Origin of the sequence: Streptomyces sp. NBC_01717, from assembly GCF_036248255.1 — a bacterium.
In the GTDB taxonomy this organism is placed as follows: domain Bacteria; phylum Actinomycetota; class Actinomycetes; order Streptomycetales; family Streptomycetaceae; genus Streptomyces.
The window spans coordinates 1,980,433-2,007,086 of sequence record NZ_CP109178.1 but is presented as its reverse complement, the minus strand read 5'-3'; the positions used below and the strand labels follow the sequence as shown (position 1 = coordinate 2,007,086).

The 26,654-nt window shown below is 69.2% G+C and carries 23 protein-coding genes; 11 read left to right on the top strand and 12 right to left on the bottom strand.

Going from position 1 to position 26,654, the window contains the following annotated elements:
- Positions 1 to 251 precede the first annotated feature (251 nt).
- Positions 252 to 845 (top strand): DUF4291 domain-containing protein, encoded by a 594-nt coding sequence (locus tag OHB49_RS09160; protein ID WP_329159365.1) that lies wholly within the window; start codon positions 252 to 254, stop codon positions 843 to 845.
- Positions 846 to 1,122: 277 nt separating this feature from the next.
- On the opposite strand, the gene OHB49_RS09155 is transcribed toward OHB49_RS09160, so the two are convergent.
- Positions 1,123 to 1,926 carry an SDR family NAD(P)-dependent oxidoreductase gene (locus OHB49_RS09155; protein ID WP_329159364.1) on the bottom strand — a complete coding sequence of 268 codons (804 nt, stop codon included), beginning with the start codon at positions 1,924 to 1,926 and terminating at the stop codon, positions 1,123 to 1,125.
- A 101-nt stretch (positions 1,927 to 2,027) separates the two neighbouring features.
- Between OHB49_RS09155 and OHB49_RS09150 the strand changes: the two genes are divergently transcribed.
- Complete coding sequence (locus OHB49_RS09150) at positions 2,028 to 2,870, top strand: helix-turn-helix transcriptional regulator (RefSeq protein ID WP_329159363.1); 843 nt, start codon at positions 2,028 to 2,030, stop codon at positions 2,868 to 2,870.
- Positions 2,871 to 3,137: 267 nt separating this feature from the next.
- Here the strand turns inward: OHB49_RS09150 and OHB49_RS09145 are convergent, their stop codons facing one another.
- The 3 genes from OHB49_RS09145 to OHB49_RS09135 all read right to left on the bottom strand — a co-directional run bounded on the left by OHB49_RS09145 (position 3,138) and on the right by OHB49_RS09135 (position 4,418).
- Positions 3,138 to 3,413 (bottom strand): hypothetical protein, encoded by a 276-nt coding sequence (locus tag OHB49_RS09145; protein WP_329159361.1) that lies wholly within the window; start codon positions 3,411 to 3,413, stop codon positions 3,138 to 3,140.
- Positions 3,414 to 3,797: 384 nt separating this feature from the next.
- Complete coding sequence (locus OHB49_RS09140; RefSeq protein ID WP_329159359.1) at positions 3,798 to 4,070, bottom strand: hypothetical protein; 273 nt, start codon at positions 4,068 to 4,070, stop codon at positions 3,798 to 3,800.
- A gap of 63 nt (positions 4,071 to 4,133) precedes the next feature.
- Complete coding sequence (locus OHB49_RS09135; RefSeq protein ID WP_030971622.1) at positions 4,134 to 4,418, bottom strand: hypothetical protein; 285 nt, start codon at positions 4,416 to 4,418, stop codon at positions 4,134 to 4,136.
- A 306-nt stretch (positions 4,419 to 4,724) separates the two neighbouring features.
- Here OHB49_RS09135 and OHB49_RS09130 point away from each other — a divergent pair, with 306 nt between their 5' ends.
- Positions 4,725 to 5,066: an Ig-like domain-containing protein gene (locus OHB49_RS09130; protein WP_329159356.1), complete on the top strand. Its 342-nt coding sequence runs from the start codon at positions 4,725 to 4,727 to the stop codon at positions 5,064 to 5,066.
- 162 nt (positions 5,067 to 5,228) lie between these two features.
- Here the strand turns inward: OHB49_RS09130 and OHB49_RS09125 are convergent, their stop codons facing one another.
- The 4 genes from OHB49_RS09125 to OHB49_RS09110 all read right to left on the bottom strand — a co-directional run bounded on the left by OHB49_RS09125 (position 5,229) and on the right by OHB49_RS09110 (position 10,807).
- Complete coding sequence (locus OHB49_RS09125) at positions 5,229 to 6,470, bottom strand: copper resistance D family protein (protein ID WP_329159354.1); 1,242 nt, start codon at positions 6,468 to 6,470, stop codon at positions 5,229 to 5,231.
- A gap of 249 nt (positions 6,471 to 6,719) precedes the next feature.
- Positions 6,720 to 8,687: a YncE family protein gene (locus OHB49_RS09120; protein WP_329159352.1), complete on the bottom strand. Its 1,968-nt coding sequence runs from the start codon at positions 8,685 to 8,687 to the stop codon at positions 6,720 to 6,722.
- 365 nt (positions 8,688 to 9,052) lie between these two features.
- Positions 9,053 to 9,583, bottom strand: a complete 531-nt coding sequence (locus OHB49_RS09115; RefSeq protein WP_030971629.1) for a nucleoside-triphosphatase — start codon at positions 9,581 to 9,583, stop codon at positions 9,053 to 9,055.
- Positions 9,584 to 9,709: 126 nt separating this feature from the next.
- Entirely contained in the window at positions 9,710 to 10,807 is a 1,098-nt protein-coding gene (locus tag OHB49_RS09110) for a baeRF2 domain-containing protein (protein ID WP_329159350.1), read from the bottom strand.
- A gap of 317 nt (positions 10,808 to 11,124) precedes the next feature.
- Between OHB49_RS09110 and OHB49_RS09105 the strand changes: the two genes are divergently transcribed.
- A complete protein-coding gene (locus OHB49_RS09105) occupies positions 11,125 to 12,387 on the top strand; it encodes an MFS transporter (protein ID WP_329159348.1) in 1,263 nt (420 codons plus the stop codon).
- A gap of 385 nt (positions 12,388 to 12,772) precedes the next feature.
- The gene (locus OHB49_RS09100) at positions 12,773 to 13,777 is read left to right on the top strand and encodes a helix-turn-helix transcriptional regulator (RefSeq protein ID WP_030971634.1); all 1,005 of its coding nucleotides are present in this window, start codon (positions 12,773 to 12,775) and stop codon (positions 13,775 to 13,777) included.
- 80 nt (positions 13,778 to 13,857) lie between these two features.
- Here OHB49_RS09100 and OHB49_RS09095 read toward each other — a convergent pair whose 3' ends face one another.
- Both OHB49_RS09095 and OHB49_RS09090 read right to left on the bottom strand, forming a co-directional pair.
- Positions 13,858 to 14,295, bottom strand: a complete 438-nt coding sequence (locus OHB49_RS09095; protein WP_329159346.1) for a hypothetical protein — start codon at positions 14,293 to 14,295, stop codon at positions 13,858 to 13,860.
- Positions 14,296 to 14,697: 402 nt separating this feature from the next.
- Complete coding sequence (locus OHB49_RS09090; RefSeq protein WP_329159344.1) at positions 14,698 to 15,351, bottom strand: response regulator transcription factor; 654 nt, start codon at positions 15,349 to 15,351, stop codon at positions 14,698 to 14,700.
- 399 nt (positions 15,352 to 15,750) lie between these two features.
- Between OHB49_RS09090 and OHB49_RS09085 the strand changes: the two genes are divergently transcribed.
- Positions 15,751 to 16,137, top strand: coding sequence for an ATP-binding protein (locus tag OHB49_RS09085; protein WP_329159343.1), 387 nt, complete (start codon positions 15,751 to 15,753; stop codon positions 16,135 to 16,137).
- Positions 16,138 to 16,267: 130 nt separating this feature from the next.
- On the opposite strand, the gene OHB49_RS09080 is transcribed toward OHB49_RS09085, so the two are convergent.
- Together OHB49_RS09080 and OHB49_RS09075 are read right to left on the bottom strand one after the other, a co-directional pair.
- Positions 16,268 to 17,413, bottom strand: coding sequence for a PP2C family protein-serine/threonine phosphatase (locus tag OHB49_RS09080; protein WP_443079650.1), 1,146 nt, complete (start codon positions 17,411 to 17,413; stop codon positions 16,268 to 16,270).
- 109 nt (positions 17,414 to 17,522) lie between these two features.
- Positions 17,523 to 18,563, bottom strand: coding sequence for a LacI family DNA-binding transcriptional regulator (locus OHB49_RS09075; RefSeq protein ID WP_329166415.1), 1,041 nt, complete (start codon positions 18,561 to 18,563; stop codon positions 17,523 to 17,525).
- A gap of 408 nt (positions 18,564 to 18,971) precedes the next feature.
- Between OHB49_RS09075 and OHB49_RS09070 the strand changes: the two genes are divergently transcribed.
- The 5 genes from OHB49_RS09070 to OHB49_RS09050 all read left to right on the top strand — a co-directional run bounded on the left by OHB49_RS09070 (position 18,972) and on the right by OHB49_RS09050 (position 26,527).
- Complete coding sequence (locus tag OHB49_RS09070; protein WP_329159340.1) at positions 18,972 to 20,258, top strand: ABC transporter substrate-binding protein; 1,287 nt, start codon at positions 18,972 to 18,974, stop codon at positions 20,256 to 20,258.
- A 34-nt stretch (positions 20,259 to 20,292) separates the two neighbouring features.
- Complete coding sequence (locus OHB49_RS09065; protein ID WP_234432834.1) at positions 20,293 to 21,261, top strand: carbohydrate ABC transporter permease; 969 nt, start codon at positions 20,293 to 20,295, stop codon at positions 21,259 to 21,261.
- Positions 21,258 to 22,118 (top strand): carbohydrate ABC transporter permease, encoded by an 861-nt coding sequence (locus OHB49_RS09060; protein WP_030971650.1) that lies wholly within the window; start codon positions 21,258 to 21,260, stop codon positions 22,116 to 22,118. Before OHB49_RS09065 ends, OHB49_RS09060 begins: the two co-directional genes overlap by 4 nt.
- A gap of 53 nt (positions 22,119 to 22,171) precedes the next feature.
- Positions 22,172 to 23,425, top strand: a complete 1,254-nt coding sequence (locus OHB49_RS09055) for a glycoside hydrolase 5 family protein (protein ID WP_329159335.1) — start codon at positions 22,172 to 22,174, stop codon at positions 23,423 to 23,425.
- 72 nt (positions 23,426 to 23,497) lie between these two features.
- Positions 23,498 to 26,527 carry an alpha-mannosidase gene (locus tag OHB49_RS09050; RefSeq protein ID WP_329159333.1) on the top strand — a complete coding sequence of 1,010 codons (3,030 nt, stop codon included), beginning with the start codon at positions 23,498 to 23,500 and terminating at the stop codon, positions 26,525 to 26,527.
- Positions 26,528 to 26,654 lie beyond the last annotated feature (127 nt).

Below are 26,654 nucleotides of genomic sequence, written 5' to 3'. Positions count from 1 at the left end.
CAGCGGTATGAAGCCCGAGACGAAGAGACCGATGCTAAGGGCGACGCTGCGCAGCGTGCGCAGAATGTACGTTTGCCAGGGGCGGCTTCTTGATGGCGCGCGCCCCAGCCGCTCGGCCGCGCGGCGGGAGAGGGCACGCGTGTGGCACGGCGCTGGGACCGCCGTTGCCCTGATCTGCTATTGCCGCAGGTCCGCATGGGCGATCGCTAAATGAGTGGTTCACGCGACGCAACCTGCCTCATCCTCAATTCGTGGAAGAACCGAAGAACGGGATTCGCGCGTGCTACACGCCCACCACTGTCACCGTCTACCAGGCGTACCGCCCGGAGATCGGACTGCCCGCAGCACGGGAGGGACGCTTCCCCGCAGCCTGGCAACGAGACCGAATGACATGGATCAAGCCGTCGTTCCTGTGGATGATGTACCGCTCCGGCTGGGCCACCAAGGGAGGCCAGGAGACCATCCTGGCCATCGAAATCTCCCGTCAGGGCTTCGAGTGGGCACTCCGTCACGCCTGTCTGTCCCACTATGAGCGGGGCCTGCATGCTGACCGCGTCGCATGGAAGCGGCAGCTGAAGCGAGCCCCCGCCCGCGTGCAATGGGATCCCGAACGTGATCTACACATGCAGCCGCTGCCGTACCGCTCGCTACAACTCGGCCTCACCGGAGAGGCAGCGAACCGGTACGCAGACGAGTGGACAGTCGCCATCACCGACGTGACGCCGCTCGCTCAAAAGGTCCACGCGCTGGTACGTGACGAGAATCTGGCAGCCGCCGTCCGTCTACAGCCTCAGGAACTTCCTTATCCCGTCGAGGACAGCCTCTTGGCTCACTTGCGTTCCTGACTGCCGCCGATCCACGACGCGGCCGGTGGAGTCTTAATGGCCGAGTCAAGAGCCTCTGCAGGGCTACTGGTGCTCTCAGGCGTCGTGGTCGGCGGCCTCTTCGAGCAGGTCCATGGCGTGGTTGTGGAAGCGGCGCTCGGCGTCGCGCATGGGGCGTTGAACCTCAGCCGGGAAACGCCCCAGTCACCACTCGAGGCGGATGTCGTGACCAATGACTGCCTGTCGCCGTCGAGCCCCTAGACGATCGGCATGTGCCCGGCCGCGGGCCGGCCGAGGATCAGCCCAGGCGGGTGGCGGTGATCCCGCCGTCGACGTAGAGCGTGATGCCGTGGACCATGGCCGCGTCGTCGCTTGACAGGTACAGAACGCCCTTGGCGATGTCCTCCGGCCGGACGACGACGCCCGCCGGGGTGGTGGCGGTCATCGCGTCGAGCTCCGCGCGGGCCTCCTCGTTGCCGGGCGTGAGGGTCGCTCCGGGCGCGACGGTGTTGACCCGCACGCCGCGCGGCCCGTACTCCGCGGCCCAGCTGCGGGTGAGCTGCTCGTCAGCCGCCTTCGTGGCGCTGTACATCGCCGCGTAGGGAGTGCCGAGACGGGCCATCCAGGAGCCGATGGTGACGATGGTGCCGCTGCCCCGGGCGGCCATGGCCGGAGCCATCGCGCCGACCAGGACGTGCGGGGCGCGGATGTTGACCGCGAGCATGGCGTCGAGGTCGGTGTCCGGTAGGTCCTCGGTCAGCGTCGCCGGGTAGATACCGGCGTTGTTGACCAGGATGTCGACGCGTCCGCCCAGCGTCTCCGTGGCCTGCGCGACGAAGGCGCGCAGCTGTTCGTAGCTGCCTCCGAGGTCCGCCGCGACGAAGTCGGCGCGGCCGCCGGCGCCGCGGATCGCCTTGACGACCCGCTCGCCGCTGGTCTGCTGCCGGCCGCTGACAACGACGTGGGCGCCCTCAGCGGCCAGTAGCCGGGCGGTCGCCTCGCCGATCCCGCTGGTCGAGCCGGTGACGACGGCAGTGCGGCCGATGAGCCGGGAGCCGGGGGCGGTAGGTGTGCTGTCGTTCGTGTGAAGTGAAGAAGTCATGAGTCCTTTTGTACGGCGGCCTCAGGTACCGGGCCAGGACAGGACAAACCTGGGCACGGCAGGACCACCCAGGGCGCCGCCGGGCGTCCTACGCTGGAGGAATGTCACGCGACCGCGCCGCGCTCGGGGCGTTCCTGCGCTCCCGCCGGGACCGACTCACCCCGTCCCAGGCGGGCATCGAGGCCTTCCCCGGCGCCCGTCGCGTGCCGGGACTGCGTCGGGAGGAGCTGGCCGTACTGGCCGGCCTGAGCCCCGACTACTACAGCCGCCTCGAACAGGGACGCCAGGCCAACATCTCCGACGAGGTGCTCGACGCGCTGGCCCGCGCACTGCGTCTGGACGAGGTCGAGCACGCGCATCTCCGCGACCTCGCCGCGCCCACCGCACAGCATCGCGCCGCCACCCCGCACGCCCCCCAACGCCCCGATCCCGGTCTGTTGCGGCTGATGCAGGCGCTCGACCACGTCCCGGTGCTGCTGCTCGGCCATCGCGGTGAGGTCCTCGCCCGCAACGCCCTGCTGCCGGAGGTGCTGGGCCGTCCGCTGGAGCCGGGGTCGTCGTTTGTGCGCTTCATGTTCCAGGATCCTGTCGCCCGCGAGCGGATCGTGAACTGGGCGGAGTTCGCGTCGGCCACCGTCGCCACGATGCGTCGGGAGATCGCGCGCCGCCCCTACGACAATCGCCTGATGGCGCTCATGGAGGAGTTGCGCGCGAGTGATGACGACGTGGCCCGGTGGTGGGATGACCACGGCGTCCGCGACTACGCATCGGTCACCAAACGGGTCGAGCATCCCGCCGCAGGTCTGATGTCCTTCAACATCGTGATCGTCTGCGCGCCGCACGACCCCGACCAGCGGCTGATCGTCTACACGGCCGAGCCCGACTCCGCCACCGCCCACGTCCTGCCGATCCTGATCAGTTGGAACACCGCGGTCCGTCCCTGAGCAGCCCGGCACTCGCCGTGGTCGGGCCGCCTCGACGGTTGCCCGGCAGGCGCAGGGGGGTGCCGCCGAAGCCGTAGCGGTGGCATGGCTGGTGGCGGCGCGCGCACCGGCCGACGTGCGCGGGTGGGCAGTCCAGGGCGGCGGAGGCCTTGCGCTGGACTGGTGCAGGTGTGGTCATAGTGCTTACTTTCGAACTCGCGTTCTATCAGAGTTCCGGAGGCTCACCGGGCTGCGACACCGGTCCGTCGGCCGCGCTGCAGGTGCGGCTCAGCCCTCCAGCTCTGCGTCCGCTTTCTCGAATTGCGCGACCGTCACCGTGCCGGTGCCCGGGAGGCCTGCGTTCTCCCACGCTCCCTGAGCACGGGCCACGACACCGCCGGCGTCGTCGAGGAGGACCTTCTTCGCCACGTTCACGGAGATCGCGCCGTCGCCCAGGTCGACGAGGTGCGCGAGCATGCGCGCGTTGTGCGGCCGGTTGCCGACCGTCGTCAGCGTGACCCGCGGCGCCAGGACAAGCTGCTTGACGCCTGAGGCGGCCGGCATCGTGTGGTCGAGACGCAGCGAGCCGGCGGTGGACTCCGACGGAACGACGCCCGGGGCGAAGGACAGCGTGGCCTGTGCCGGTGCGGTGCGGTGCGGTGCGGTGCGGGGTGAGCTTGCCGTCCTCGTACGAGGCGAGGGACGAGGGCACGATCCGGACGTGGACCTGGCCGGCTGCCGGGTTGGCGAACTGGTCTACGGAGTGCACGGGGAGCGGGATGGAGCCGCTGGCGACGGTGGTGATCGTCTTACCACCGTTCACCACGACTTTGTCGGCCGCTCCGGCCTCCTTGGCGGTGGGGTAAGAGAAGATGCCGTTGGCGACCGGGCGCTCGGTGTTGCCGGGCAGGTCGGACGGCGTGTTGACGACCTCGGCCTGGGCACGGGTCACGCCGGAGGCCGTGGAGGCGCGCGGTGTCCGGCGACGACGATGGCGTGCTTGCCGTCCTGGGTCTCGGGGTTCATCAGGGCCCGCACCGCGCCGAGGTGGCGAGCGGAGCTGATGAGAGTCCGGCGTCCGTGCGGGAAGTGGGTGGGGATGGTGAGCCATTGCCACCGCTGGGGGTCGTCGAGCGTGGCGAGGCGGCCGTCCCGCCTACCTGCTGAGACGTCGCGCAATGCAGAGAAGAAGGCGGCGTGGGCAGACTGTGCTGGGCGCACTGCTCGTACGCGGCGACCCGCGCGGTTCGAGGCGTCACAGCCGTGCCACCTTCCGGCGGACCGCTACGAATGGGCCACGACCTCGCCGGCCGTGACCTGGGGAGGGTTGGGGAGCAGGGCGGCGAGGCGGTCCCGTACGAAATCGCCCGCCCTGTCGGTCGACTCCTCGGCGCCCGTCGGGTCCTGAAAGACACTCATCGAGACCATCACCCCGCCCCCGGCATCGACCCAGTAATAGGCCACGAAACCTTGGACTTGGCGAAGGAGCGGCAGGAATCCCTCGTTCACCTGGCGTCCCGCCTCGGCAGGATCGGTCACCCCTTCGTACCGCCGAACCACTGCATACATGGCTGATCTCCTCACTGGATCGCTGCGCCGTCTTCTGCGGAGACGGCCTACCCGCCGAAGGACGTAGGGCGTGTGCGATACGTGCCGCATTCACCGGAAGGACCCCCTATCCGTGATCCGAACGGCGGCTTCCGGCACCTGAAGCCGCTCGCCCGGTCAACGGTGAGTAGTTGGTTCACCGCCAGTCGCCGCCGGATGGCTTCGACCAGCTCCGGGCCTTGGTCGAGGTGCCGGCACCGTGATCTCGGCCAGAATGTTCATGCTGGTATAAGTGCGAATTAGATCGAACGGCGGCCGAGTTGTCGCTTGTCGGAGCTGGTTCGTACATATGGCGGCGACGACGGTGACCTGCAGGACACCGTCGAGCCGGCTCTGGCGTCGATCACCGTCAAGGGTGCCAAGGACCCGATCGCCAAGGGCGACCACGTCAACCTGACCGCGACCGGCGACCAGACCGCCGGCGACAACATCGCACCGCTCGCCATCCCGATCGCCGACCCGGCCTCCCACGTCTGGACGTCCAGCAACCCCAAGGTCGCCTCGGTGGGCCCCTCCACCCGCGCCCTGACAGCCCATCGCCCCGGCACAGTCACCGTCTCGGTGACCTCCGGCGGCATCACGGGCAGCGCCCAGGCCATCGTCGAGTGACCTGACCCATGACGGGGTGCCCGAGCAGTCTCGGGCACCCCGTCGGCATTCTGCAGCTGCACGCGATGCTGGGCGACCTGCTGATCACGACGGCGGGAGCAGACCTTGGAAGCGGCCGCGATCCCGCCAGGGCCCCCGGCCCGCAGGGCAGTTGGCGTGGATTCACACCTCGACGAGATCGCCCGGGCTACTTGCTGTGGCGGATGTGGCGATGGTACGGCGCCGGGCGATAGTTCCGGAGATCCAGTAACCGACGATCATGACGGCGATGACGGCGATGGTCTCAGTGGTGCCCCACACCCACGTGGACGTGCTGACCGCCTTGTCAGCGATCTTTGGCAGCTCGTCCAACGCGACCGTGGAGTGCTTGGCTACGTCAGCCTGGAATGCCTGATCACGGGCCGAGCCATGAAGAAAGGGGGCGACGAACAGCAACGCGATCCCGAGCAGCGCCTCGACGGTGATCACGACGGGGAACTCCCGGACGAGAAGCTTGCGCAGAGGGCGCTCGTCACCGGCGGCGCGCAGTGCGTCGACACGCGGGTGCAGCCAGAACTGGTTGAAGACGCCGAGAAGCAGCAGGGCGCCGAAGATAAGGATCTTCACGCCGAGCACGCGCCCGTACATCGTCGTGAACAGCTGAGAGGGACCGTCGACGTGCCCCCAGTACAAGAACAGCCCGGACAGTGTGATGGCGGCTACGCAGCTCATCGCGGCCGCGGAGAAGCGGCGTATCACAGGGGACCAGAAGGCCCCTCGATCGGCCGGAGCGACCACGCGGGAAAGGGCGAGCACCGCCAGGCCCGCCACTCCGCCGAGCCAGACCGCCCCGCCGAGCAGATGCAACATCCACATGAGCGTCTCGAAACTGGAGCGGCCCCAGTCGTCAGGTACCTCATCCGGGAACTTGGTCGTACCGAGCGCGACCGCCCCCGCGCACAGTCCTGCCGTAAGCAGCCACTGCCGGGCCGGTCTCGCCGCGACTCTGCGGACGGCCAGGGGAGCTATCAGTGCGGCACCGACGAGGACGAGGGTCACTTCCAGTCCCGACAGGCGGCCTGCGTTGCTGCCGTCGTACAGCGAGTTCCATGCTGCGCCGAAGTCGTAGCCACCCTCCTCCGATGCGTTGTGGGCGAGGCCGGCGAGCACCGCCGGCGCGGCCAGGACCCCTAGCACAACCGCCAGTCGGGACAGGCGCACCGTCACCGCGGTGAGTGTGTCCGATCCGATCGCGCGGGCGACCGGGCCCGCGGACACCAGGGCCAGGACGGTTACGCCGACGAATCCCATGAGCGTCACCCAGGTCGACCAGGCCACGGCGCTGTCCTCGAACGGACCGAGCGGGGTCGACGGAGCCGCCGCGGAAAGCGGCAGGGCATGGGGGAACTGACTGGGCAGGGGCATGGCTCGCCATCCTCGTGTGCGAACAAATACAGGCGAGTTAGGTTAGGCATGCCTAAGTTCCCTGGTCAATGCGGGAAATTGACATGCTCGGCACGGAACCTCGATCCACCGACCCGTCCGGGCCCACGCGTTCGACCCGCCGATCGGTGGTGGACGGGGTGTCGGCAACGCGTGGAGCACTTCTTCCAAGTGGTGATAAAGCGGAAGGGCCCCACTTCCGTGGGGCCCTTCCGTGACTGCTGAGACGTATTACTTCGTGAAGTAGAAGTACTTCCAGGCGCCGTAGGTGGTGGAGTTCACGTTGTCGCCGGACGAGCCGTTGATGTACGAGGCGCGCATGCGCATCCGGTAGCCGGTGTCGTGCGTGCCGGTCAGCGTCACGACGGACTTGCCGTTGGTCCCGAGCTTGAAGTACTGCGAGCCCGCGTCGTACCACTTGCCCTGGTAGTAGATCTCCAGGTTCAGCCTGTGCGAGCGGTTCTTGTAGTACGTCATGGTCGTGGTGAAGACCGGGTTGGTCTTCTTGTGGAAGTACGCGTACGACGTGGAGCCGATCTTCGCCGTCTTGTACTGCTTGGAGACGGAGGTCGAGACCTTCACCTTGGCGTAGGCCGTGGCCTTCACCGTCTTGGAGGCCGAGCGGGCGTCACCGGCGAAGACCGCCGTGACCGTGGTGTCCCGGGTCATGTCCACCGTGGTGGACAAGTTGCCCTTGGAACTGACCTTGCCCGTTTTCACGAGCTTGTTCGGCTTGTCCGAGCCGAACGGGTTCACCCACAGCTCGACGGTGCGGTTCTTGTACGTGGATCCGAGGTGCGCGGTGAACGAGACATCGGTGCCGTAGGAGTACAGCGAGCCGTTGTGGTTGAGGGTGAGGGAGGTGGCGGTGCGCGACACGGCGACCGTGTCCTTGCCCGACGCCGGTGCGTGGGTGGCATCGCCACCGTACTGCGCGGTGTAGGTGACGTTGCCGCCGGCGGGCGGTACGTCCGTGAAGGAGAACGTGCCGGAGGAACTGACCGTCCTCGTACCCAGCGACTTCCCCTTGGGCGAGTCGATGTCGGTGCGGGTGATGGTGACCGTCGAACCGGACGGGAAGGACTTGTCGGAGGTCAGCTTGCCGGTGGCACTGAGCTTCTTGCCGCGGGTCGCCTTGGCCGGTGCGGAAACGCTCGCCTTGACCGGGTAGCGAGTGGCGTTGTCGAGCACACGCAGATAGGTACCGCTGTTGCCGGACGCGATGGCGAACAGCTTGCTTCCATCAGGGGCCCAGGTGAGCCCTTGGCCGGCGATGGTGTCGCCGCCCGATGTGTTCAAGTCGTACGTATAAGTGCGGTAGGGCGTCTTCGCGCCCGGCTTGAAGATGAAGATGTCCTTGTCGTACCAACTGAACGTGGACAGAGCGATCGTCCCGTCCGGTGCGATCGCGGCGGAGTTGGGGTTGCCCGCCTCGACCGGGTAGCCGCCGGTGCGGCTGAGGTCATCGGTATTGATCGCGGTCGCCGCGTAGGGCGATTCGCCGGAGGCGGCGACGATCTGCTTGGCGTCGGCGCTGAGCGCGAAGTCGTTCATGTAGTTCGCGGCCTCGGCCGGCATGCCCTGCTTGCGGAGCACGGGTGTTCCGGAAGACACGTCGTACACGGCGAGACCCGACCAGGTGCCGTGGATACCGATCACGAGAGTGCTCCCGGCCGACTCCAACTCGGGGGCGTCGTAGAAGCCCAGGTCGGGGAGTTGGTCAAGAACCATCTCGGGGGTGCTCTGCGCAGGGTCGAACGATCCCAGGTGGTGCGACGGCTGTTGCCCGTACATGAACCAGACCCGGCCGCCCGCGACCGCCAGGGTCTGCGGGTCGGTGTTCTCGCCGGTCGAGTAGCGTGCGGCCGTGGTCGAGGTGGACGTCTCGATGGCCACGACGGCGTCCTCACCCGGGACAGCTGCGTAGACGGTACGGGAGTCGGGCGTGATCGCAAGGTCCCGCACCCCGGAGAGATCAGGGACGGTCGCCACGAGCTTGCCCGCGTAGTCGGTGACGACGACCTTGTTGCCGGCCGGATCGCTGATGTACACCCGCTTGTGGACACCGTCCACGGCGATGTCGCCGTACGAGGAGATCGACAGGGCCGTGCTGGAGTCCGCCGCAGCAGGACCCACGGTGCCCGCGGCCAGGGCCGTCGAGCTGAAGAGGACCGCGAGCGCGGTCGCTACGGTGCGCATGCGCACGTTGATTCGTACCCCCCACAGAGAAGCCCGGTGGACAGACCGGGCGATGAGTCGGGCCGCGCGACACCCGAATGCCGTCCATGTGAAGACGACGTGAAGGGCGCGGCCGCAGGCGCAGCGTAAGCCATCGCAGTGACGGTTGGGGAGCGGGTTTTCCGGATCTTCCGCGCCTGTCCCGTCGTCCGCGTACTTCGCGTGCCGCCTGCCCGGCCGCACGACGTGTAACCGGTCCCGCACTCCGGCCTCGCTCCACGCGGCAAGGCGACGCCGGCACGTCCTCCCCGACCCGAAGTCCAACAGTCCGACTCCTGGTACTCCCACTGGATTTCGGTGGTTGCTCCGCTGAATTACCCAACTCGTCACCGGTACTCCAGCCGTGCCGCCAGCCCGTCGGGGAGAGAGTGCCGGTTCGCCCGGGTCACGGCGATGAGCTCGGTGTCGGCGCGCCGTTTCAGGGCGTCGGTGAACGGGTCGCTGTGCGCATGAACGGTCGCGACCACATCGACGCCGGCCTCGAAGACGGACCGGACGGCCTCCCTGAACGAGGCAGAGGCCAACTCCATCCGCCCGAGCTCGTCGATGAGCACAAGCTGCCCGGGGACAGGATCCGCCGAAGCCGCCATCAGCGCCGGCAGCGCCAACCGGTCCATGACGCCCAGGTCGACGCCGTAGCGCCCCACCTTCGGCGGCCCCGGGAAGCCGACATGGGCGAGCACGGCACGGTGTCCCGCTGCTGTCTCCAGAGCGAAGCCGACCCGGGCGCCGCCTTGCCGGATCTCCTCCGTGGTGAAGCCGACGATGTCACGGCCGTGCAGAAGCGCAGCCAGTCGGCGGATTGCGGTTGTCTTCCCAACCCCGGGGCGTCCCTCCAGCAGGACCCTTGTCGGCATGTCGTACTCCGTTTCAGGCGTTGGCAGTACGGGAAACGCCGCTCCTTCTTTCGCCCGTACGCCGTGTCCGAGCGGCTTCCTCAACACGGCCGGCCGGGCTCCGAACCGCGTACGCGTTCATCGCCGTCAGGACGGCGTCCCCAGGTCGGCGTACCGAAGCAGCGCGCCCACACCCTCGTCCAGCGGCAGCTCGCTCTCCGGTACGACGACCAGTTCGGCACTGGTGCCAACAAGGGTCCGCACCAGGGCCTCGTCGGCGCGTTCCTCGCGGGGTGCCCGCACGCCGAAGGAGATCAGCTCCTCCTCGGTCAGGGTGAGCAGGGTGGGCTGGGGGCCCGCCCAGAGCCGCAGGGAGCGGCCGGGCGGGTGGTTGAGCAGCAACGCGGCGACCTGGCCGCGCTGGAGGGCGGCGACGGTGGCGGACAACCCCTCCGTCGCGGCCCCGTGCAGTGCGTGCCGGCCGATGAAGATGTCCACGAGCGCCCGGTCGTGCGCGGCCATGCGGCCGTGGAAGACGGTGTTCAGCTGCGGCTCCAGGAGGGCGCGTCCGGTGTCCGTCGCCGTGGGACCCCCTACGCGTACGACCCTGTCCCGCAGGGCGTGCGGGAGGCGGCGGATCAGTACGTTGGACGCCCACTTGTCCCCGCCCATGACGACCGCGTCGGCGTGGACGCGGCGCGCCCATTCGTCCAGTTGATGGCCCAGCCGGACCGCGGTGCGGTGCCAGGTGGCCACCGCGACCCTGAGGTGCAGCCGCTCACCCGGGGTGACGTTGGATGCCGGCCAGGTCCCGGTCTCCGCGTCCAGCGTCACCCAGCCATGGGTCTCGGCGGTCGGCAGTCCGCCGTAGTGCACGGTCACGGCCAGGTAGGGGATCTCCGGGACGTGCTGGGTGACCAGGGGCATCGCGTCCGGCAGCGTGCCGTAGCGCGCGGAGTCGTGCGCCGGCGGCCTGGGCAGCTCCCCGTCCAGTACGAGCGCCCCGTGCGCGGCGAAGATGGCCTGCCCGTGCATCCCCGGTATCGCCGTATCGGCGCCGACCACCTCCTCCAGCACCTTGAGCAGGGACCGATCCGCGCCTTGACGGGTCAGGCGGTCCCGCAGCCGCTGCCAGCGCAGCGCGATCGCCCGTTCCGGATGCTCGACGTCACGCGAAGTGTCCAGATACACGGAGGCGAACGGGCCGGGCTCCGCGTAAAGGGGCTCCAGGAACGACAGCCTCATTGCCACTCCTTGTCGACGGTCTCCCCACGTTCGATGATGCGCGCTCCTACTGAGCATTTTATCGAATGGTTATTCGAGTTGCCTCGATTCGTCGACGCTTCAGGACGGCCCTCCAAGGGGTCTTTGCGGCACGCGGCGCCGGCACGCTTCCGTGAGGTCGCCGTGGGCGGAGGGCTTGACGGCCGCGGGGGCGGTGGTGTGGCGGCGACCTGCCCACCCCTGAGGCGTCCAAGAGCTGCTCATTATGCGAGATGGAGTGTCTTGCATTATGGATTCGCTGTCATAGTTGTAACCCACACACACCGGGGAGGACTGCTGTGCGCCGTTGGATGATGCTGGCTCTCGGGACCGCGGCGCAGACGGTCGCGTGCACTTTCCTCTACGGGCTGCCGTACACCTCGGAGACGTTGAGACGCGACAACGGGCTGACACTCGGGCAAGTCGGATTGCTGATCGCCTGCCCGACCGTCGGCCTCGTGTTGACCCTCGTCGCCTGGGGAGCCCTGGCCGACCGTTTTGGTGAGCGAGGCGTCATCACCTCCGGTCTGGCCATGACAACCGTCCTCCTCTCCCTGGGGGGTGTGGTGAACGGTCTGGTTCCCCTGGGTGTGCTCCTGGCGCTGGCCGGGGCGGCGAGCGCGTCGGTCTCCGCGGCCAGCGGGCGGCTCGTCGTCGGATGGTTCTCCGCCCGCGAGCGCGGGCTCGCCATGGGAATCCGGCAGACATCGACCCCGCTGGGCATGGGCATTGCCGCTCTGATCGTCCCCACGCTCGCCGCGCGCAGTGGCGTGAAGGGGACCGTCTTGTTCTGTGCGGCGTTGTGCGGTGTCGTCGCCGTGCTCGTCGGCTCGCTGGCCTCGGATCCGCCCCGCACCGTGCAGTCCGCGGCGCAGGAGCCGGCCGCCAACCCCTACCGTCACTCCAGCCTGTGGCGCATCCATGCGTCCAGTGCGCTGCTGTGCGTTCCACAGTTCGCGGCGAACGCCTTCGCGATGGTGTTCCTGATCGACGTCCGGGGCTGGAGCGCCGTGCACGCAGGTCAACTCCTGGTGGTGTCGCAGGTGCTGGGGGCTGTCTCGCGTGTCGTGGCGGGCCGTTGGTCCGACCGGGTCGGCAGCCGGGTGCGGCCGATGCGGCAGCTGTCCGTGTGCATCGCCGTCGTCATGGGCGCGACTGCGCTGGGCGCCCTCTGGCCCTCGCCGGTGACGGATCTCGCCATGATCGTCGCCTGCGGTATCACCGCAAGCACCAACGGCCTGGCCTTCACCGCCACCGCCGAGCTCGCGGGGCGCTCCTGGTCGGGACGCGCCATGGGCGTCCAGAACACCGGCCAGAATCTCGCCGCATCGCTGACGCCGCCGCTGCTGGGCGGGCTCATCGGCTCGGCCGGCTATGCGTGGGGCTTCTTGCTGGCCGGAGTCCTGGCCGGCGCGGCGCGCTTCATGATCCCGACCCTTGAGAGCGGGGCGCTGCCGGGCTCCCGCCAGGACGTTGCCATCGGGCCGGATGGGCTCGTGCACGCCGCCCGGCAGAAGGGAAAGGAGAAGTCTTCCGGCGCGGATCCGGTGCAAGGCGGCTAGCGCCGTCCGGGGATGCCGGCCTGCTCACGATGGCGCGGTTGCGACATGTCCCACCTGCGCCACCGATAATCGGTGACACTGCGCCCGCCGTCACCGGATTCTGTGCAGCACCGCATGAACAATTGCCGTGCATTCATGGAAAGGTGCCGAACGGATGAGACCGATCCGCCTCGCTGCGTCCTCCGCGGTGCCCGCACTCGCCACCCAACCGGCCCCAGCGTCCGGCAGACCGTAGTGCACGCCTCCCTGCACGGAGGGTAGTCACGTCAGCCCCCCTGTACATGGCAGGTACGCGGCCGTTGAACATGCCCGCACACCTCCCGCCGCACTGGAGGGGTGTAGTACGGTATTCAACTGTTGGACGGGTGGCATCAAGGAGAACACCGTGACACTGGAAGCCGCCGGAGTCAGCGATGCCGAGGAGTCCGCCTACCGGATTCTGGTGACGATGGGCCGGGCTTCGGCGCACGACTTCGCGGTACGAGCCGGTCTCGACACCACGGACGCCGAACAGACACTCACGGCACTGACCGCCAAGGGACTGGCCAGCCACACCGACGCGGTGCCGAGGCAGTACCGCGCAACGCCTCCCGACGTGGCCCTCATGCCCCGGCTCAAACAGCAGGCCGACGCCCTCGACCATGCCCGCGCCACGGCCACCGGACTGCTGGAGATCTACCGGGACACCATGCGCCGCAGCGACGCCGACCAGCTCATCGAGGTGATCACCGGGGCGGACGCGCTGCGCCAGCACCTGCGCCGCATCCAGGCGGACACCCGCGACGAGATGCTCTGGTTCTGCAAGGCGCAGTACGTGGCCATGCCCTCGGGCAGCAACAGCGAGGAGTTCGACGCCCTCGCGCGGGGTGTGCGCTATCGCGTCCTCTACGAGAAGGCGTTCTTCGACGACGAGGGGGCCGTGGACAACGTTATCGAGGGGGTACGGGCAGGTGAAGTCGCCCGCGCCGTCCCCCACTTGCCGCTGCGCCTCGCCGTGTCCGACCGCGCCATCGCGATCTGCCCCCTCGTGCCGGGAGGCCCGTACGGCAGCCCTGAGGAACCCACCACGGCCCTGGTACGCGACAGCAGCCTGCTGGCGGCGCTCGTCGCGCTCTTCGAGCGCTACTGGGACGATGCCGTCCCCCTGCACGTCGACGATTCAGGAACGGTCAGCGGCACCGACGGAGTAGTCGGCGCCGACCCCCTCTCAGCAACGGACCGACGGCTGCTCTCCCTGCTCGTCGCAGGTGTCGCGGACAAGGCGATCGCCTCCCAGATGGGCCTGAGCCGACGCACGGTCCAACGCCACATCCAGCAGCTGATGACGTTCGCCGACGCCGCAACACGCATGCAACTGGCATGGCAGGCCGCTCGCCGGGGCTGGGTGTAGCGGGCGCGGTCATACCGACGCTCGCTCCCGGACCGAACTCAAAGATCTTGCCGTCGGCCGGCGAGTCACCCGCGGTGTGTTCAGCCCGCACCCCCGTGCCGCCGTTCGTGCCGGTGCTCGCCCCCGCAGTCGGCTTCGGTGCACCCGTCACCTGCACCGATGCCACCGCCGTCTCCGGCAGGATGCGTCCCCTTGCCACCGCGGTCGGTGGGGAGGAGCACGGTCTCGGGCGCATGGGTGAAGGGGACGACGGTCTTGGTATCCGTGCAGACCCTGACGTTCTGGTTCCCTACGGGGACCGCGTCGGCGTCGACCATCTCGAACGCGAAGGCATGGTCGTGCGTCGTGTCGATGCCACGGGTGTCGGCCACGGCTGTCACTCCTGCTGTGGGTGTTCCGGGCCGGGATGAGAGGGCGATGGCGGCGGGGGCCAGGACGCCGGCGCCGACGGCGACGACGATGCTCGTGGCGAGGGTGAACTGACGGGCACGGCCGCGGATGGCGGTGAAAAATGGCATGCTGAAAACGCCCTTCCTGGCAGGGGGAATCTCGGACTGTCGGGGAAATCGGTGTGGAAGCGCAGCGCGCTCGGGTGGTGCGTCGTCCGCCGCGGCGCCGCGCCACGGTGATGGCGGCAAAGCGCGGCCACCGCGCTGATCGACGGTCCGGCCCGTGCCTTGCGCAGCAGCCGTGTACCAACGTATGGAGCCGTGCCATCACTGCGAGACGGCCGAGGGGGCACACCACACCCCGACGAAAGTCGGTCGCCGGTCGCACGGCGGCGGACGAAGGGACGCCGGTGAAGTCGAGCAAGGAGCAGGATGCTGCCCGGCGCTTGGCACTTTCCTTGCGGCGGTGCGCACAGCCTCGGCGAGCGACTTGTGGCAACCGGCTCGACCGGCTCACTGCGTGGGCGTGTGTCAGTCCTGGCCGAGGTTCGCGTTGCGGGCGAGAAGCGCCGCCTGGACCCGGTTCTCGACCGCCAGCTTGGCCAGGATGCGGCTGACGTGCATCTTGACGGTGCTCTCGCTGGCGAAGAGGTGCTTGGCGATGTCGGCGTTGGACATGCCCTGGGCGAGCAGGACCAGGACCTCCCCTTCGCGCGGTGTCAGCGAAGCCAGCCTCGTGCGCTCGTCCGCGCTGACGGTGTGCTGCACGCGGCGCACCGTGTCCAAGAGCTGCCGGGTCACCTCGGGGGAGAGCATCGCATCGCCGCCCGCCACGGTGTGTACCGCACGAACCAGTTCGGTGGGCGGGGTGTCCTTGAGCAGGAACCCCGCGGCGCCCGCCTGCACGGCCTCCGCCACGTACTCGTCCAGCCGGAACGTCGTCAGGATCACCACGGCCGGCGGGGCGGGGAGTGCCAGTAGGGCCCGGGTGGCGGCCAGACCGTCCATGTGCGGCATGCGGATGTCGACCAGAGCCACATCACATGCGTGGGCGCGGGCCGCCTCGACGCCCTGACGCCCGTCGCCGGCCTCGGCGGTGACCTCGATGTCCGGGTCGCTCTGCAGGATGGTCCGCAGCCCATGACGGACGTAGGGGTCGTCGTCCACGAGCAGCACCTTGATCACGTCGTCTCCGTTTCGTGGAGTCCTTGATCACAGCCTCCCTGACGGCCCGGTCGGCGGCACTCCGGCCCGCGCGGGCAAGGCCGTCCGACCGATCGCGGACGCTGCGCATCCGGATGGTCCTCATGGGTGGCGCAGTGGTCGTCCCCCTCGGGGGCGCTTCCCCGGCGGGGCCGCCTCGGGACGGCCGGGCCGCAGGAGGTGGCGCCCGTCCGGGTGGGTCGTACTTTCGTCTGCCCCCGGAGCAGCCGAACGTCCGATCCGCCGGGAGAGGCCCGGCTCCTACCGTGGAGAGCAGGTGGGGGACGCACCACATATCGGGGGCCGATCACCAGGCGGCAGCGGAGCGGTCACAGGACCGCAGGACCGCTCCCTCGCCCCAAGATCCCTGGAGTGTTCTCAATGCGTGTCCGACGCTTTGCCCACCTGTACCTCCCCGCCTGCAAGCGCTCCGTCGGCCAGGCCCGCCGCGCCCTGGCGGCTCTGGTTCCCGCCGGCGACGTCGCCGACAACGGGAAGCTGCTGGTCTCCGAAGCGGTCGCCAACGCCGTCGAGCACACCGGCAGCGACCAGGTACGGGTCCTCTTCGACCACGACGACGCCTCCGGCGAACTCGTCTGCGCCGTCCGCGACAGCAGCACCCACACCCCCGTTGCCACCGGAGCGGCCGATGTGGACTCCGAGAACGGCCGCGGCCTGCACCTCATCGACACACTCGCGGACGCCTGGGGCTACCTCCCCGACAGCCACGGCAAATGGATCTGGTTCAGTCTCACCGCCGCAGCGTGAACCCGGTGGCCTCAGCCACCACGGGCGGTTCGGAGCCTGCCCGGCCGGCACCAGGGGCGGCATCGCGAGACTCGGCAGCGCGCCGCCTCGGTCGTGGCGTGCCGTTGTGAGCGGGGCCGACGGGCCCCGCCTACGGCCTCCATCCACCTGCACGGAGTGTTCCCGGAGTCCGGGTATGCGGGCACCGTACGGCGAGGGCCGCGATGTCGTCGTTGAGCTTTCCGCCGCTGTAGTGGAGCAGGGCCCGGTGAAGCCGGTCGAGCAGCTCGCGGGGCGGCGTCGGGCCTTGCCGTCGCATCCAGTCCGGCAGGGGGAAGAATTCACCGGTGCGGTCCCGGGTCTCCGTTACGCCGTCGGTGTAGAGCAGCAGCTGGTCGCCCGGGGCGAAGGCGACGGTGTCGACGTAGTAGTGGTCCCCGATCAGTGTCGCGAGGTTGAGGGGCGGTGAGGGAGTGGTGGGCTCCAGGACGCGGATCTCCCCGAGGTGCACGATGAGCGGCGGGGGATGCCCGCAGTTGAGAAGCCTGACGTGGCCGCCGCCGTGCGGGATCTCGGCGATAAGAGCGGTGGCGAAGCGCTCCGGCAGGTCGTGGGCGGGGAACGTGGCGCTGTGGCGGGTGATGCTGGTGTCCAGGCGGTGGGTGATGCCCCTCAGGTCGGGCTCGTCGTATGCGGCCTCCCGGAAGCAGCTGATCACCGCCGAGGCCGCCCCGACCGCGGACAGGCCCTTGCCGCGCACGTCGCCGATGAGCAGTCGGACTCCGTACGGTGTGTCGGCCGCCTCGTAGAAGTCGCCGCCGATCCGGGCCTGCTCCTGAGCCGCCAGATACAGCGACTCGATCTCGATGTTCTTGATGCGGCGCGGCAGAGGGCGCAGCAGCACCTTCTGGGCTGTGTCGGCGACGAGCCGGATCTGGAAGAGCGCCTCCTCCCGCTGGAGCCGGACGTGGCTTGCGTATGCGGCGGCCAAGGTGACCGCGACGATCGCGGCCGCCGTGTACGGCGTCCCCAGGTCGGTGTACACGAGGCTGAGGCCGACCATGACCAGCAGGCAGAACGTCCCGAGCAGGATTGTGGGAAGCACCGGCCACATCGCGGCGGCCAGGGCGGGTGCGGCGGGCAGGAGGCGGCTGACGGCGATCTCCCTCGGTGTGGAGAACGCCAGTGCGGCGATGAGGACGGTAAGGATCACCGGTGCCAGCGGAGCAGCTTCCAGCCGGCCGCCGTAGGGAGGACGACGGCGCCGCAGCTGCCCGGGCGTGATCACAAAGCGCATCATATCGTGACGAAGCGCCCATCGAGCTCGATGGGCCATGGGCGGTCGGTGGGCTCAGGCAGCGCGCCGCGGGGCTGTGAGGCACCCGGTAGGGGAGGGGCGTCGGTCGTCAGTCACGCCCGCCCGACTCAGGGGCCGCCGGTGCCGGTGCCGTACTTCCGCGCTCGATCAGTCCGGGCAGCGGTACCTGCACGGTGCGGGCCGCGCCGCCGTCGAGCAGTGCGGTCAGCTCCCGTGCGGCGATCCGTCCGAACGCGACCGTGTCCCGGGACAGCGCGGTCAGCCAGGGGACCGTCAGCCGGCACAGCGCGGAGTCCTCCCACGACACGACCGAGACATCGCCGGGGACGGAGCGGCCGAGGCCCGCGACGACCGTGGCACCGGCCGCGGCCATCACATCGTTGTCGTAGATGATCGCGGTCGGCGGCGTGGACTGTTCCAGCACTCTGCGGGTGACGGCCGCGCCCTCCGTGTCGGAGTAGTCCGTGGTCACCGAGTGGGCCTCGGCCAGCCCGCGCCGGTCGGCCTCGATGCGCAGGGAGCGGATGCGCCGGTCGGTGTGGGCGAGGGAAGGCAGCCCCGCGATGTGCACGATGCGCCGATGGCCCAGCTCGTGCAGTCGGCCGACGATCGCCGCCATGGCGCCCGCATCGTCCGCGCGTACCTGCGAGAGCCCCGGGTGCGGACCCGTGTCACTGCCGGGCAGTGCGCCGATCACGACTCCCGGCAGCCCGAGTTCGTCCAGCAGGCCGGGGCGGGGGTCGTCCGTGCGGGGATCGACGACGAGCACCCCGTCGACGCGGTGCTCCGCCCACCAGCGCCGGTAGACGGCGCACTCGGCCTCCACATCCTCCACCACCTGGAAGAGCAGCCCGAGTTGACGCTCGGCCAGCACCTCCTGGATGCCGGAGATCAGCTGGAGGAAGAATGAGTCGACGCCCAGGCTCGCCGCCGGGCGCGCCACCACCAGCCCCACGGTGGCCGACCCCTCGCCCGACAGCGCACGGGCGGCGGTGCTCGGCCGCCAGCCCAGCTGTTCGGCGACGCGCCGGATCCGGTCCCGGGTGATCGCCGAGACGCCGGGACGGTCGTTGAGCGCGAAGGAGACGGCGCTCTCCGACACACCGGCGCGCTGGGCGATGTCCTTCATGGTCGGCCGTCGCGCGGGTGTGCGCCTGGCCGGCCGGGTCTCCTCGGCCGGCGGCCCCTTCGGTGTCACCCGGTGCCCCTCTTCCTGCGTTCCCCGTTGCTCCTGGAAGACGCGGTGCTCGCTCGCCCCCGGTGCATCGTAAGCCTTACCGGCGTATTGGTCGACCGAAGTGATCGGTCAACTAATGCGCTTGAGTCCAGGCGCTCTAAAGCGCATTAGTGAACCGTCATCAATAGGCTCGTGTACCGCTCTGACCTGCGAATATCTGGAGAGGTGCGGTTAACTTCAAGCGAATGTATTGACTTTGCACCGTGTGCATTGGAGGGTCTGCTGGGCGTACGCAGCCGGAGCGTCATCGACCTCGGCCCGCCGTGCGCACGCCTGGTCCGAGCAAAGGAGCCGTTCACCGTGCGTATCTCCCGCAGAGCAGTAGCCGCTGCCGCCGTACTCGCCACCGTCCTGCCGCTGAGCGCCTGCGGAGGAGGGTCCGGCGACAGCTCGTCCGACGCCTCCGGCAAGGTCGAAGGGAAGATCACCTTCCAGACCTGGAACCTGCAGGCGAACTTCAAGGACTACTTCAACGGGGTGATCGCTGACTTCGAGAAGAAGTACCCGGGGACCGAGGTCAAGTGGGTCGACCGGCCGGCCGAGGGCTACGCGGACAAGATCAGCGCCGACGCGGCCGGCGGCACGCTGCCGGACGTCGTCAATGTCTCGCCGGATCTGGTCGCACCACTGGCCAAGGCGGGGCTCGCACTGGACCTCGACAAGGCGGCGGCGAAGTACCGCAAGGAGTACCTGCCGGGCGCCTGGCAGAGCCACCGGATACCGGGCATGGAAGGGACCTACGCCTTCCCCTGGTACCTCAACACCGGACCGCTCTTCTACAACAAGTCCCTCTTCAAGGACGCCGGACTCGACCCCGAGAAGCCGCCGACCACCTACGACGAACTCTTCGACGAAGGTCTGGAACTGGCAACGAAGAGCAAGGGCAAGGTCGCCACGCTGGCCAACGTGCCCACCATCGAGGACTTCGGCCGCTACGGCGGACAGCTGATGAACAAGGAAGGTACGGGCTTCGCCTTCAATGACGCCAAGGGTGTCGAACTGCTCACCCACTACAAGGAGCTGTACGACGCCAAGGCGCTCGACCCGCAGGCGCTGACCGCGACCCCCGAGTCGTCCGGCCACAAGTTCCTCACCGGGTCCGTGGCGATGAACCCGGGCAGCGCACTGGACCTGGAGAACTTCAAGAAGCAGGCCCCGAGTCTCTACAAGAACATCGGGATCACCGACCAGATCAGCAGCACCGGCAAGGCCAACATGTACGTCATGGGCGTCATGGTGAACGCGCAGACGAAGCAGAAGCCGGCAGCCGTGGCCTTCGCCCACTACGTGACCGACGCGACGCGGCAGATGGACTTCGCCAAGCAGGTCGCCATCTTCCCGAGCACCGCCGGATCCCTCGACGACCCTTACTTCACCGAGGAGGACGGCACCGACGTGACCCGGGTCCGGGTCGCCGCCGCCAAGTCCCTCAAGACAGCGGTCAATTACACGCCAGTGCTCTTCAGTGATCAGATGAAGACCGAGCTGCGCAACCAGGTGGCCAAGGCGCTGCAGGGCAAGCAGAGCCCAAAGGAAGCTCTTGACAACGCTGTCAAGGCCTGTGACCGGCTGCTGCAGCAGAGCTGAGCCCCCGGTGAAGACCCCCCTCGTGAAATCGGCCATGGCATCTGCGCCGATCCGGGACACCGGCACAGCGGTACCGGCGGCCCGGGGCGCACGTCCCGGCGACCGCCGGTCCGGCCGGGGCCCCGGCCACCGGATACGCCGCCATCTCCCCGCCAGCCCCTGGCTGTTCGCGGCCCCCGGCCTGCTCGTCGTCGGGACCTTCAGCCTGTTCCCGTTCTTCAGCACCCTGGTCAACGCCTTCACGGACCGCCGGACGCTGATGCCCGGGAAGTTCGTCGGCCTGGCGAACTTCCAGGAGCTGATCCACGACGAGATGTTCTGGATCGGGCTGCGGAACAGCACGCTGTACGTGGTCGGAGTCGTCCCCGCCCTCGTTCTCCTGCCGCTGCTCCTGGCGATGCTCGTCCAGCGGAACATCCCCGGCATCACGTTCTTCCGCTCCGCCTTCTACACCCCCGTCGTCGCCTCCATCGTCGTCGTGGGGCTGATCTGGGTGTGGATGCTCGACGACCGGGGGCTGATCAACGCGGTACTGGAGGCGGTGGGGATCGGCAGGGTCGGCTTCCTGAGCGACCAGTGGCTGCTGCTGCTCAGCGCGATGACGGTCACGGTCTGGAAGGGCCTCGGCTACTACATGATCATCTATCTGGCGGCGCTGGCCAACGTCCCCAGGGAACTGCACGAGGCGGCCTCCGTGGACGGCGCCGGCGCTGTCCGCAGGTTCTTCACCGTGACCGTTCCCGCCGTCCGCTCCACCATGGTCCTCGTCGGGGCGCTGGCCTCGGTCGCCGCCTTCAAGGCGTTCTCCGAGGTCTATCTGATGGCCGGTCCATCCGGCGGCCCGGCCGGTGAGGACACCACCCTGGTGATGCTCGTCCAGCGCGTCGGCACCGGACTGACCGGGCGGGTCGGCTATGCCTCCGCGATCTCCGTCGTCATCTTCGTCGTGACGGTCGCTCTGATGCTCCTGGTGCTCCGCGCCGACCGCAAGGAGGACGCATGAGCATCCTGACCCTCACCGACGCCGACGGCCGACGCATCCCGGTCTGGCAACTCCTGCTGCGCTACCTCCTGCTGCTCGCCGTACTGGCGCTGACCGTAGGGCCGTTCCTCTGGCAGCTCTCGACCTCCCTCAAGGGACCCGGCGAGGACATCTTCAGCTCACCGCCGAAGTTCTTCCCCGGCCATCCGACCCTGGACAACTACACGCGGGTCGCCGAGACCATCCCGGTCTGGGACTACGCGCTGAACTCCGTCAAGGTGGCGACCGCCAATGTGGTCACCAACTGCGTCGGCTCCGCACTGGCCGGCTACGCGCTGGCCAGGATGCGGTACCGGGGGCGCAGGGCCGCGACGCTGGCGTTCATCCTCGCCATGCTCGTACCCGTCGAGGGCATCATCATCGCCCAGTTCACCACCATGCGTGAGCTCGGTCTGAACAACACCCTGATCGGTGTGCTGCTGCCGGGATCCGTCGCCGCGATGAACGTCCTGCTGATGCGCAACGCGTTCCTCAACCTTCCGCACGAGGTGGAGGAGGCGGCGTTCGTCGACGGCGCGAATGTCTGGCAGCGGTTCTTCTGGATCGCCCTTCCGTCGGTCAGAGGAACCCTCGCCGTCGTGGCGATCTTCGCCTTCATGGGGGCCTGGGACGACTTCCTGTGGCCGCTGATCGTGCTGAGCGACCCGGCGAACTTCACCCTGACCATCGGGCTGAACTATCTGCACGGCACGTTCGCGAACGACGAACGGCTCGTCGCCGCGGGCACGATCATCGCCGTGCTCCCACTGATCGTGCTCTTCGCCTGCCTGCAGCGCTTCTTCTTCCGGGGCGTCGGCGAAGGCGCCGTCAAGGGCTGACCGCCCCGCCTTGCCCACCCCTTCGCACCACAGAACCAGGACACCCGTACCGTATGCCTCACTCCCCGCTGCGCTTCGGCGTCAACTACACACCCAGCCAGGGCTGGTTCCACCACTGGCTGGACTTCGACCTCGACGCCGTACGCGCCGACCTGGACTCGATCGCCGGCCTCGGCCTCGACCACATCCGGGTCTTCCCGCTCTGGCCGCTCTTCCAGCCCAACCGCACCCTGATCCGGCCGCGCGCCGTCGAGCAGCTCGTCCAGCTCGCCGACGCCGCGGCCGAGCGCGGCCTCGACGTCAACGTGGACGGACTGCAGGGCCACCTGTCGAGCTTCGACTTCCTGCCCGCGTGGACGCAGACCTGGCACCGGCGCAACATCTTCACCGACCCGGACGTGGTGGCGGGCCAGGCCGAATACCTGCGTACGCTCGCCGCGGCCCTCGCCGACCGGCCCAACTTCCTCGGTATGACCCTGGGCAACGAGATCAATCAGTTCTCCGGCCCCCCGCACCCCGACCCGGACACCATCACCCCCGAACAGGCGGGCCGTTGGCTGCGCACCCTGCTCGACGCCTGCGAGGAGGGAGCGCCTGGCAGGCTCCATCTGCACGCCGAGTACGACGCCGCCTGGTATCAGGACGACCACGCGTTCACGCCCGCCCACGCGGCCCGGATCGGCGCGGTCACCGCCGTGCACTCCTGGGTCTTCAACGGCACCGCCCAACGACACGGCCGCACCGGGACCGCCACCGAGCACCACGCCGCGTATCTGATCGAACTGTCCAAGGCGTGGGCCACCGACCCGCACCGGCCCGTCTGGCTGCAGGAGGTCGGTGCTCCGGCGCCGCTCGTTCCCGCCGAGCACGCGGCCGCGTTCACCGAGGCGACCGTGGTGAACGCACTGGACTGCGAGGACGTGTGGGGCGTCACCTGGTGGTGCTCCCACGACGTGTCCCGGTCGCTGGCCGACTTCCCCGAACTCGAGTACAGCCTCGGCCTGTTGACCAACGACCGGCAGGTCAAGCCGGCCGGCGAGGCCATCGCCGGGATCGTCGCGGACCGGCGGGGCACCGAGTACCGCCCGGCGCCCCGCACCACCGCACTCGTCGTCGACACCGGAGACGACGACACCGCGCCCCGGCGCTCCACATGCGCCCCCGGTGGCGCGTTCTTCGAGGCGTTCGCCCGGCTCACCGCGGACGGGGCCCGGCCCACCGCCGTCCTCGCGAGCCGGGCCGGGAACCAGGAACACCTGGCCGCCCGCGGGATCACCGACGTCCTCACCCCGGATCAGGTCCGCTGACGCACACCGGCCACGCAACCGGACCCGCTCACACAACAGGACCCGCACTCAACCCACCACGGAGTCACCCTCATGCATGACGACCGCACTCTGGTCGAAGCGCGCCTGAAGCGCGTACTCGACGAGCGCATCCGGCCCGCCGTCCACCCGGAGTCCGTACCGCTGGACGTCGCCGTCTGGACGGCGCCCGGTGAGCCAGTCCCCGTCGCCGAGGGCCTCGCGGCCCCGACCGTACCCATCGCGGTCGGCGACCGGTGGGGCGCGCCCTGGGGCACCAGTTGGTTCCGGGTCTCCGGAACCGTCCCGCAGGCATGGGCGGGCCGCACCGTCGAGGCGCTCCTCGACCTCGGCTTCGACGAGAACATGCCCGGCTTCCAGTGCGAAGGCCTGGTCCACCGGCCCGACGGCACCCCGGTGAAGGGCCTCAACCCGCGCAATCAGTGGGTGCGCATCGGCGCCCCGGTCGCGGGCGGCGAGGACGTGCTGCTGCACATCGAGGCCGCCTCCAATCCGGTCATACTCGACTACCACCCCTTTCTGCCGACGCAGCTCGGTGACAAGGAGACCGCGGGCAGCGAACCGCAGTACACCCTCGCCCGGATGGACCTCGCGGTCTTCGACGAGAACGTGTGGAACCTCGTCCAGGACCTGGAGGTGCTCGGCGAACTCATGGCGGAACTTCCGGTCGAGGGCGCCCGCCGCTGGGACGTCCTGCGTGCCGTCGGCCGCGCTCTCGACAGGGTCGACCTGCAGGACGTGAACGGCACCGCGGCCGCCGCCCGCGCCGAGCTGGCCACGGTGCTCGCGGCACCCGCCGAGCCGTCCGCCCACCGGATCAGCGCCGTCGGTCACGCGCACATCGACTCCGCCTGGCTGTGGCCGCTGCGTGAGACGGTCCGCAAGGTCGCCCGTACGACCTCCAACATGACGGCCCTGCTGGAGGACGAACCCGACTTCGTCTTCGCGATGTCGCAGGCCCAGCAGTTCGCCTGGATCAAGGAGCACCGCCCCGAGGTCTACGCCAAGGTCAAGAAGGCCGTGTCGGACGGACGGTTCGTGCCGTCCGGCGGCATGTGGGTCGAGTCCGACACGAACATGCCGGGCTCCGAGGCGATGGCCCGTCAGTTCGTGCACGGGAAGCGGTTCTTCCTCGACGAGTTCGGTGTCGAGAACGACGAGGCATGGCTGCCCGACACCTTCGGCTTCGCCGCCGGTCTGCCGCAGATCATCAAGGCCGCAGGCTCCAAGTGGCTGCTCACCCAGAAGATCTCGTGGAGCCAGACCAACAAGTTCCCGCACCACACCTTCCAGTGGGAAGGCATCGACGGCACCCGGATCTTCACCCACTTCCCGCCCGTCGACACCTACAACTGCTCGATGAAGGGCAGCGAGATCGCCCACGCGGCGAAGAACTTCAAGGACAAGGGCGTCGCCCGGCACTCCCTCGCGCCGACCGGCTGGGGTGACGGAGGCGGCGGCACCACGCGTGAGATGGTCGCGAAGGCGGCCAGGATGCGCAGCCTCGAAGGGTCGGCCACCGTGACCTGGGAGACGCCCGCCGAGTTCTTCACCAAGGCGGAGGCGGAGTACCCGAACGCCCCGGTGTGGGTCGGCGAGCTCTACCTGGAGCTGCACCGCGCCACCCTCACCAGTCAGGCGAGGACCAAACAGGGCAACCGGCGCAGCGAGCACCTGCTGCGCGAGGCCGAGCTGTGGGCCGCCACCGCCGCGGTGCGCAACGGGTTCCCCTACCCGTACGCGGAGCTGGACCGGATCTGGAAGACGGTGCTGCTGCATCAGTTCCACGACATCCTGCCCGGTTCGTCGATCGCCTGGGTGCACCGTGAGGCCGAGAAGACGTACGCGGCCGTCGCCGACGAACTGAACGGCATCGTCGCCGCCGCACAGCGCGCCCTGGCGGGCGACCCCGCATCGGGGGAACTGCTTGTCTTCAACTCCGCGCCGCACACCCGCGGCGGGGTTCCGGCCGGTGGCGCCGGGGCGGTCACGCTCGGCAGCCCCGGCCGGCTCGCACCGCGCGAGGCCGGCGGCTACGTACTCGACAACGGCCTGCTCCAGGTGGAGATCGACGGCCGCGGTCTGGTGGTGTCGGCGTACGACATCGGTGCCGAGCGCGAGACCGTGGCGCCCGGGCAGGCCGCGAACCTCCTGCAGATCCACCCCGACTTCCCGAACATGTGGGACGCCTGGGACGTCGACGCGTTCTACCGCAACACCGTCACGGATCTGACGGAGCTCGACGAGCTCACCCCCGTCGAGGACGAGGGCGCGGTCGGCGTCCGTATCGTCCGCAGCTTCGGCGACTCCCAGGTCACCCAGGTGCTGACGCTCGCCCCGGGCGCCAAGCGGCTCGACATCGACACCGAGGTCGACTGGCACGAGACGGAGAAGTTCCTGAAGGCCGCGTTCCCGCTGGACATCCACGCCGAGCGGTACGCCTCCGAGACGCAGTTCGGGCACTTCTACCGGGCCACCCACACCAACACCAGCTGGGAGGCCGCCAAGTTCGAGGCCTGCAACCACCGCTTCGTCCACCTGGAGGAGCCGGGCTGGGGCGTCGCGCTCGTCAACGACTCGACGTACGGCCACGACGTGACCCGTACCGTACGCGACTCGACCGCCGGGACGACCACCACCGTCCGGGTCTCGCTGCTGCGCGCCCCGCGCTTCCCCGACCCGGAGACCGACCAGGGCGTGCACCGCTTCCGCCACGCGCTCGCGCCGGGCGCCGCGATCGGTGACGCGGTCCGTGAGGGCTTCAGGATCAACCTGCCGGAGCGCCGGGTCACCGGCGACCGTGTGGTGGCACCGCTGGTGACCGTCGACAACGACGCGGTCGTGGTCAGCGCGGTGAAGCTGGCGGACGACGCGAGCGGCGATGTCGTCGTACGGCTCTACGAGTCGACGGGCGGCCGTGCCAGGGTCCGGCTCGGCACCGGCTTCGAGTTCGCCGATCCGAAGCTGACCGATCTGCTGGAGCGGCCGCTCGCCGAGGGGAACGCGCCGGTGCGGGTGGACGGCGGCGTACAGCTGTCGCTGCGCCCGTTCGAGCTGGTCACGGTCCGTCTGACGCGCCGCTGAGCCGGGCCGGGACGGAGCGGGGCGGCCGGGCCCCGACGGACCGGTGGAAACAGGCCGGGCGGACTGACCTCGATGTCGTAACAGGGCATCCAGGTCAATCCGCCCGGCCCGTGTGTGTCCTACACCT

Bases quoted from the DNA above. Each gene is read 5' to 3' on its own strand.
- OHB49_RS09055 (WP_329159335.1), top strand. From the start codon at position 22,172: ATGCCTCACTCCCCGCTGCGCTTCGGCGTCAACTACACACCCAGCCAG.
- OHB49_RS09135 (WP_030971622.1), bottom strand. From the start codon at position 4,418: ATGTATGCAGTGGTTCGGCGGTACGAAGGGGTGACCGATCCTGCCGAG.
- OHB49_RS09145 (WP_329159361.1), bottom strand. From the start codon at position 3,413: ATGCCGGCCGCCTCAGGCGTCAAGCAGCTTGTCCTGGCGCCGCGGGTC.
- OHB49_RS09115 (WP_030971629.1), bottom strand. From the start codon at position 9,583: ATGCCGACAAGGGTCCTGCTGGAGGGACGCCCCGGGGTTGGGAAGACA.
- OHB49_RS09050 (WP_329159333.1), top strand. From the start codon at position 23,498: ATGCATGACGACCGCACTCTGGTCGAAGCGCGCCTGAAGCGCGTACTC.
- OHB49_RS09150 (WP_329159363.1), top strand. From the start codon at position 2,028: ATGTCACGCGACCGCGCCGCGCTCGGGGCGTTCCTGCGCTCCCGCCGG.
- OHB49_RS09080 (WP_443079650.1), bottom strand. From the start codon at position 17,413: ATGCGCTTTGTGATCACGCCCGGGCAGCTGCGGCGCCGTCGTCCTCCC.
- OHB49_RS09120 (WP_329159352.1), bottom strand. From the start codon at position 8,687: ATGCGCACCGTAGCGACCGCGCTCGCGGTCCTCTTCAGCTCGACGGCC.
- OHB49_RS09065 (WP_234432834.1), top strand. From the start codon at position 20,293: ATGGCATCTGCGCCGATCCGGGACACCGGCACAGCGGTACCGGCGGCC.
- OHB49_RS09110 (WP_329159350.1), bottom strand. From the start codon at position 10,807: ATGAGGCTGTCGTTCCTGGAGCCCCTTTACGCGGAGCCCGGCCCGTTC.
- OHB49_RS09085 (WP_329159343.1), top strand. From the start codon at position 15,751: ATGCGTGTCCGACGCTTTGCCCACCTGTACCTCCCCGCCTGCAAGCGC.
- OHB49_RS09155 (WP_329159364.1), bottom strand. From the start codon at position 1,926: ATGACTTCTTCACTTCACACGAACGACAGCACACCTACCGCCCCCGGC.
- OHB49_RS09075 (WP_329166415.1), bottom strand. From the start codon at position 18,563: ATGAAGGACATCGCCCAGCGCGCCGGTGTGTCGGAGAGCGCCGTCTCC.
- OHB49_RS09095 (WP_329159346.1), bottom strand. From the start codon at position 14,295: ATGCCATTTTTCACCGCCATCCGCGGCCGTGCCCGTCAGTTCACCCTC.
- OHB49_RS09125 (WP_329159354.1), bottom strand. From the start codon at position 6,470: ATGCCCCTGCCCAGTCAGTTCCCCCATGCCCTGCCGCTTTCCGCGGCG.
- OHB49_RS09060 (WP_030971650.1), top strand. From the start codon at position 21,258: ATGAGCATCCTGACCCTCACCGACGCCGACGGCCGACGCATCCCGGTC.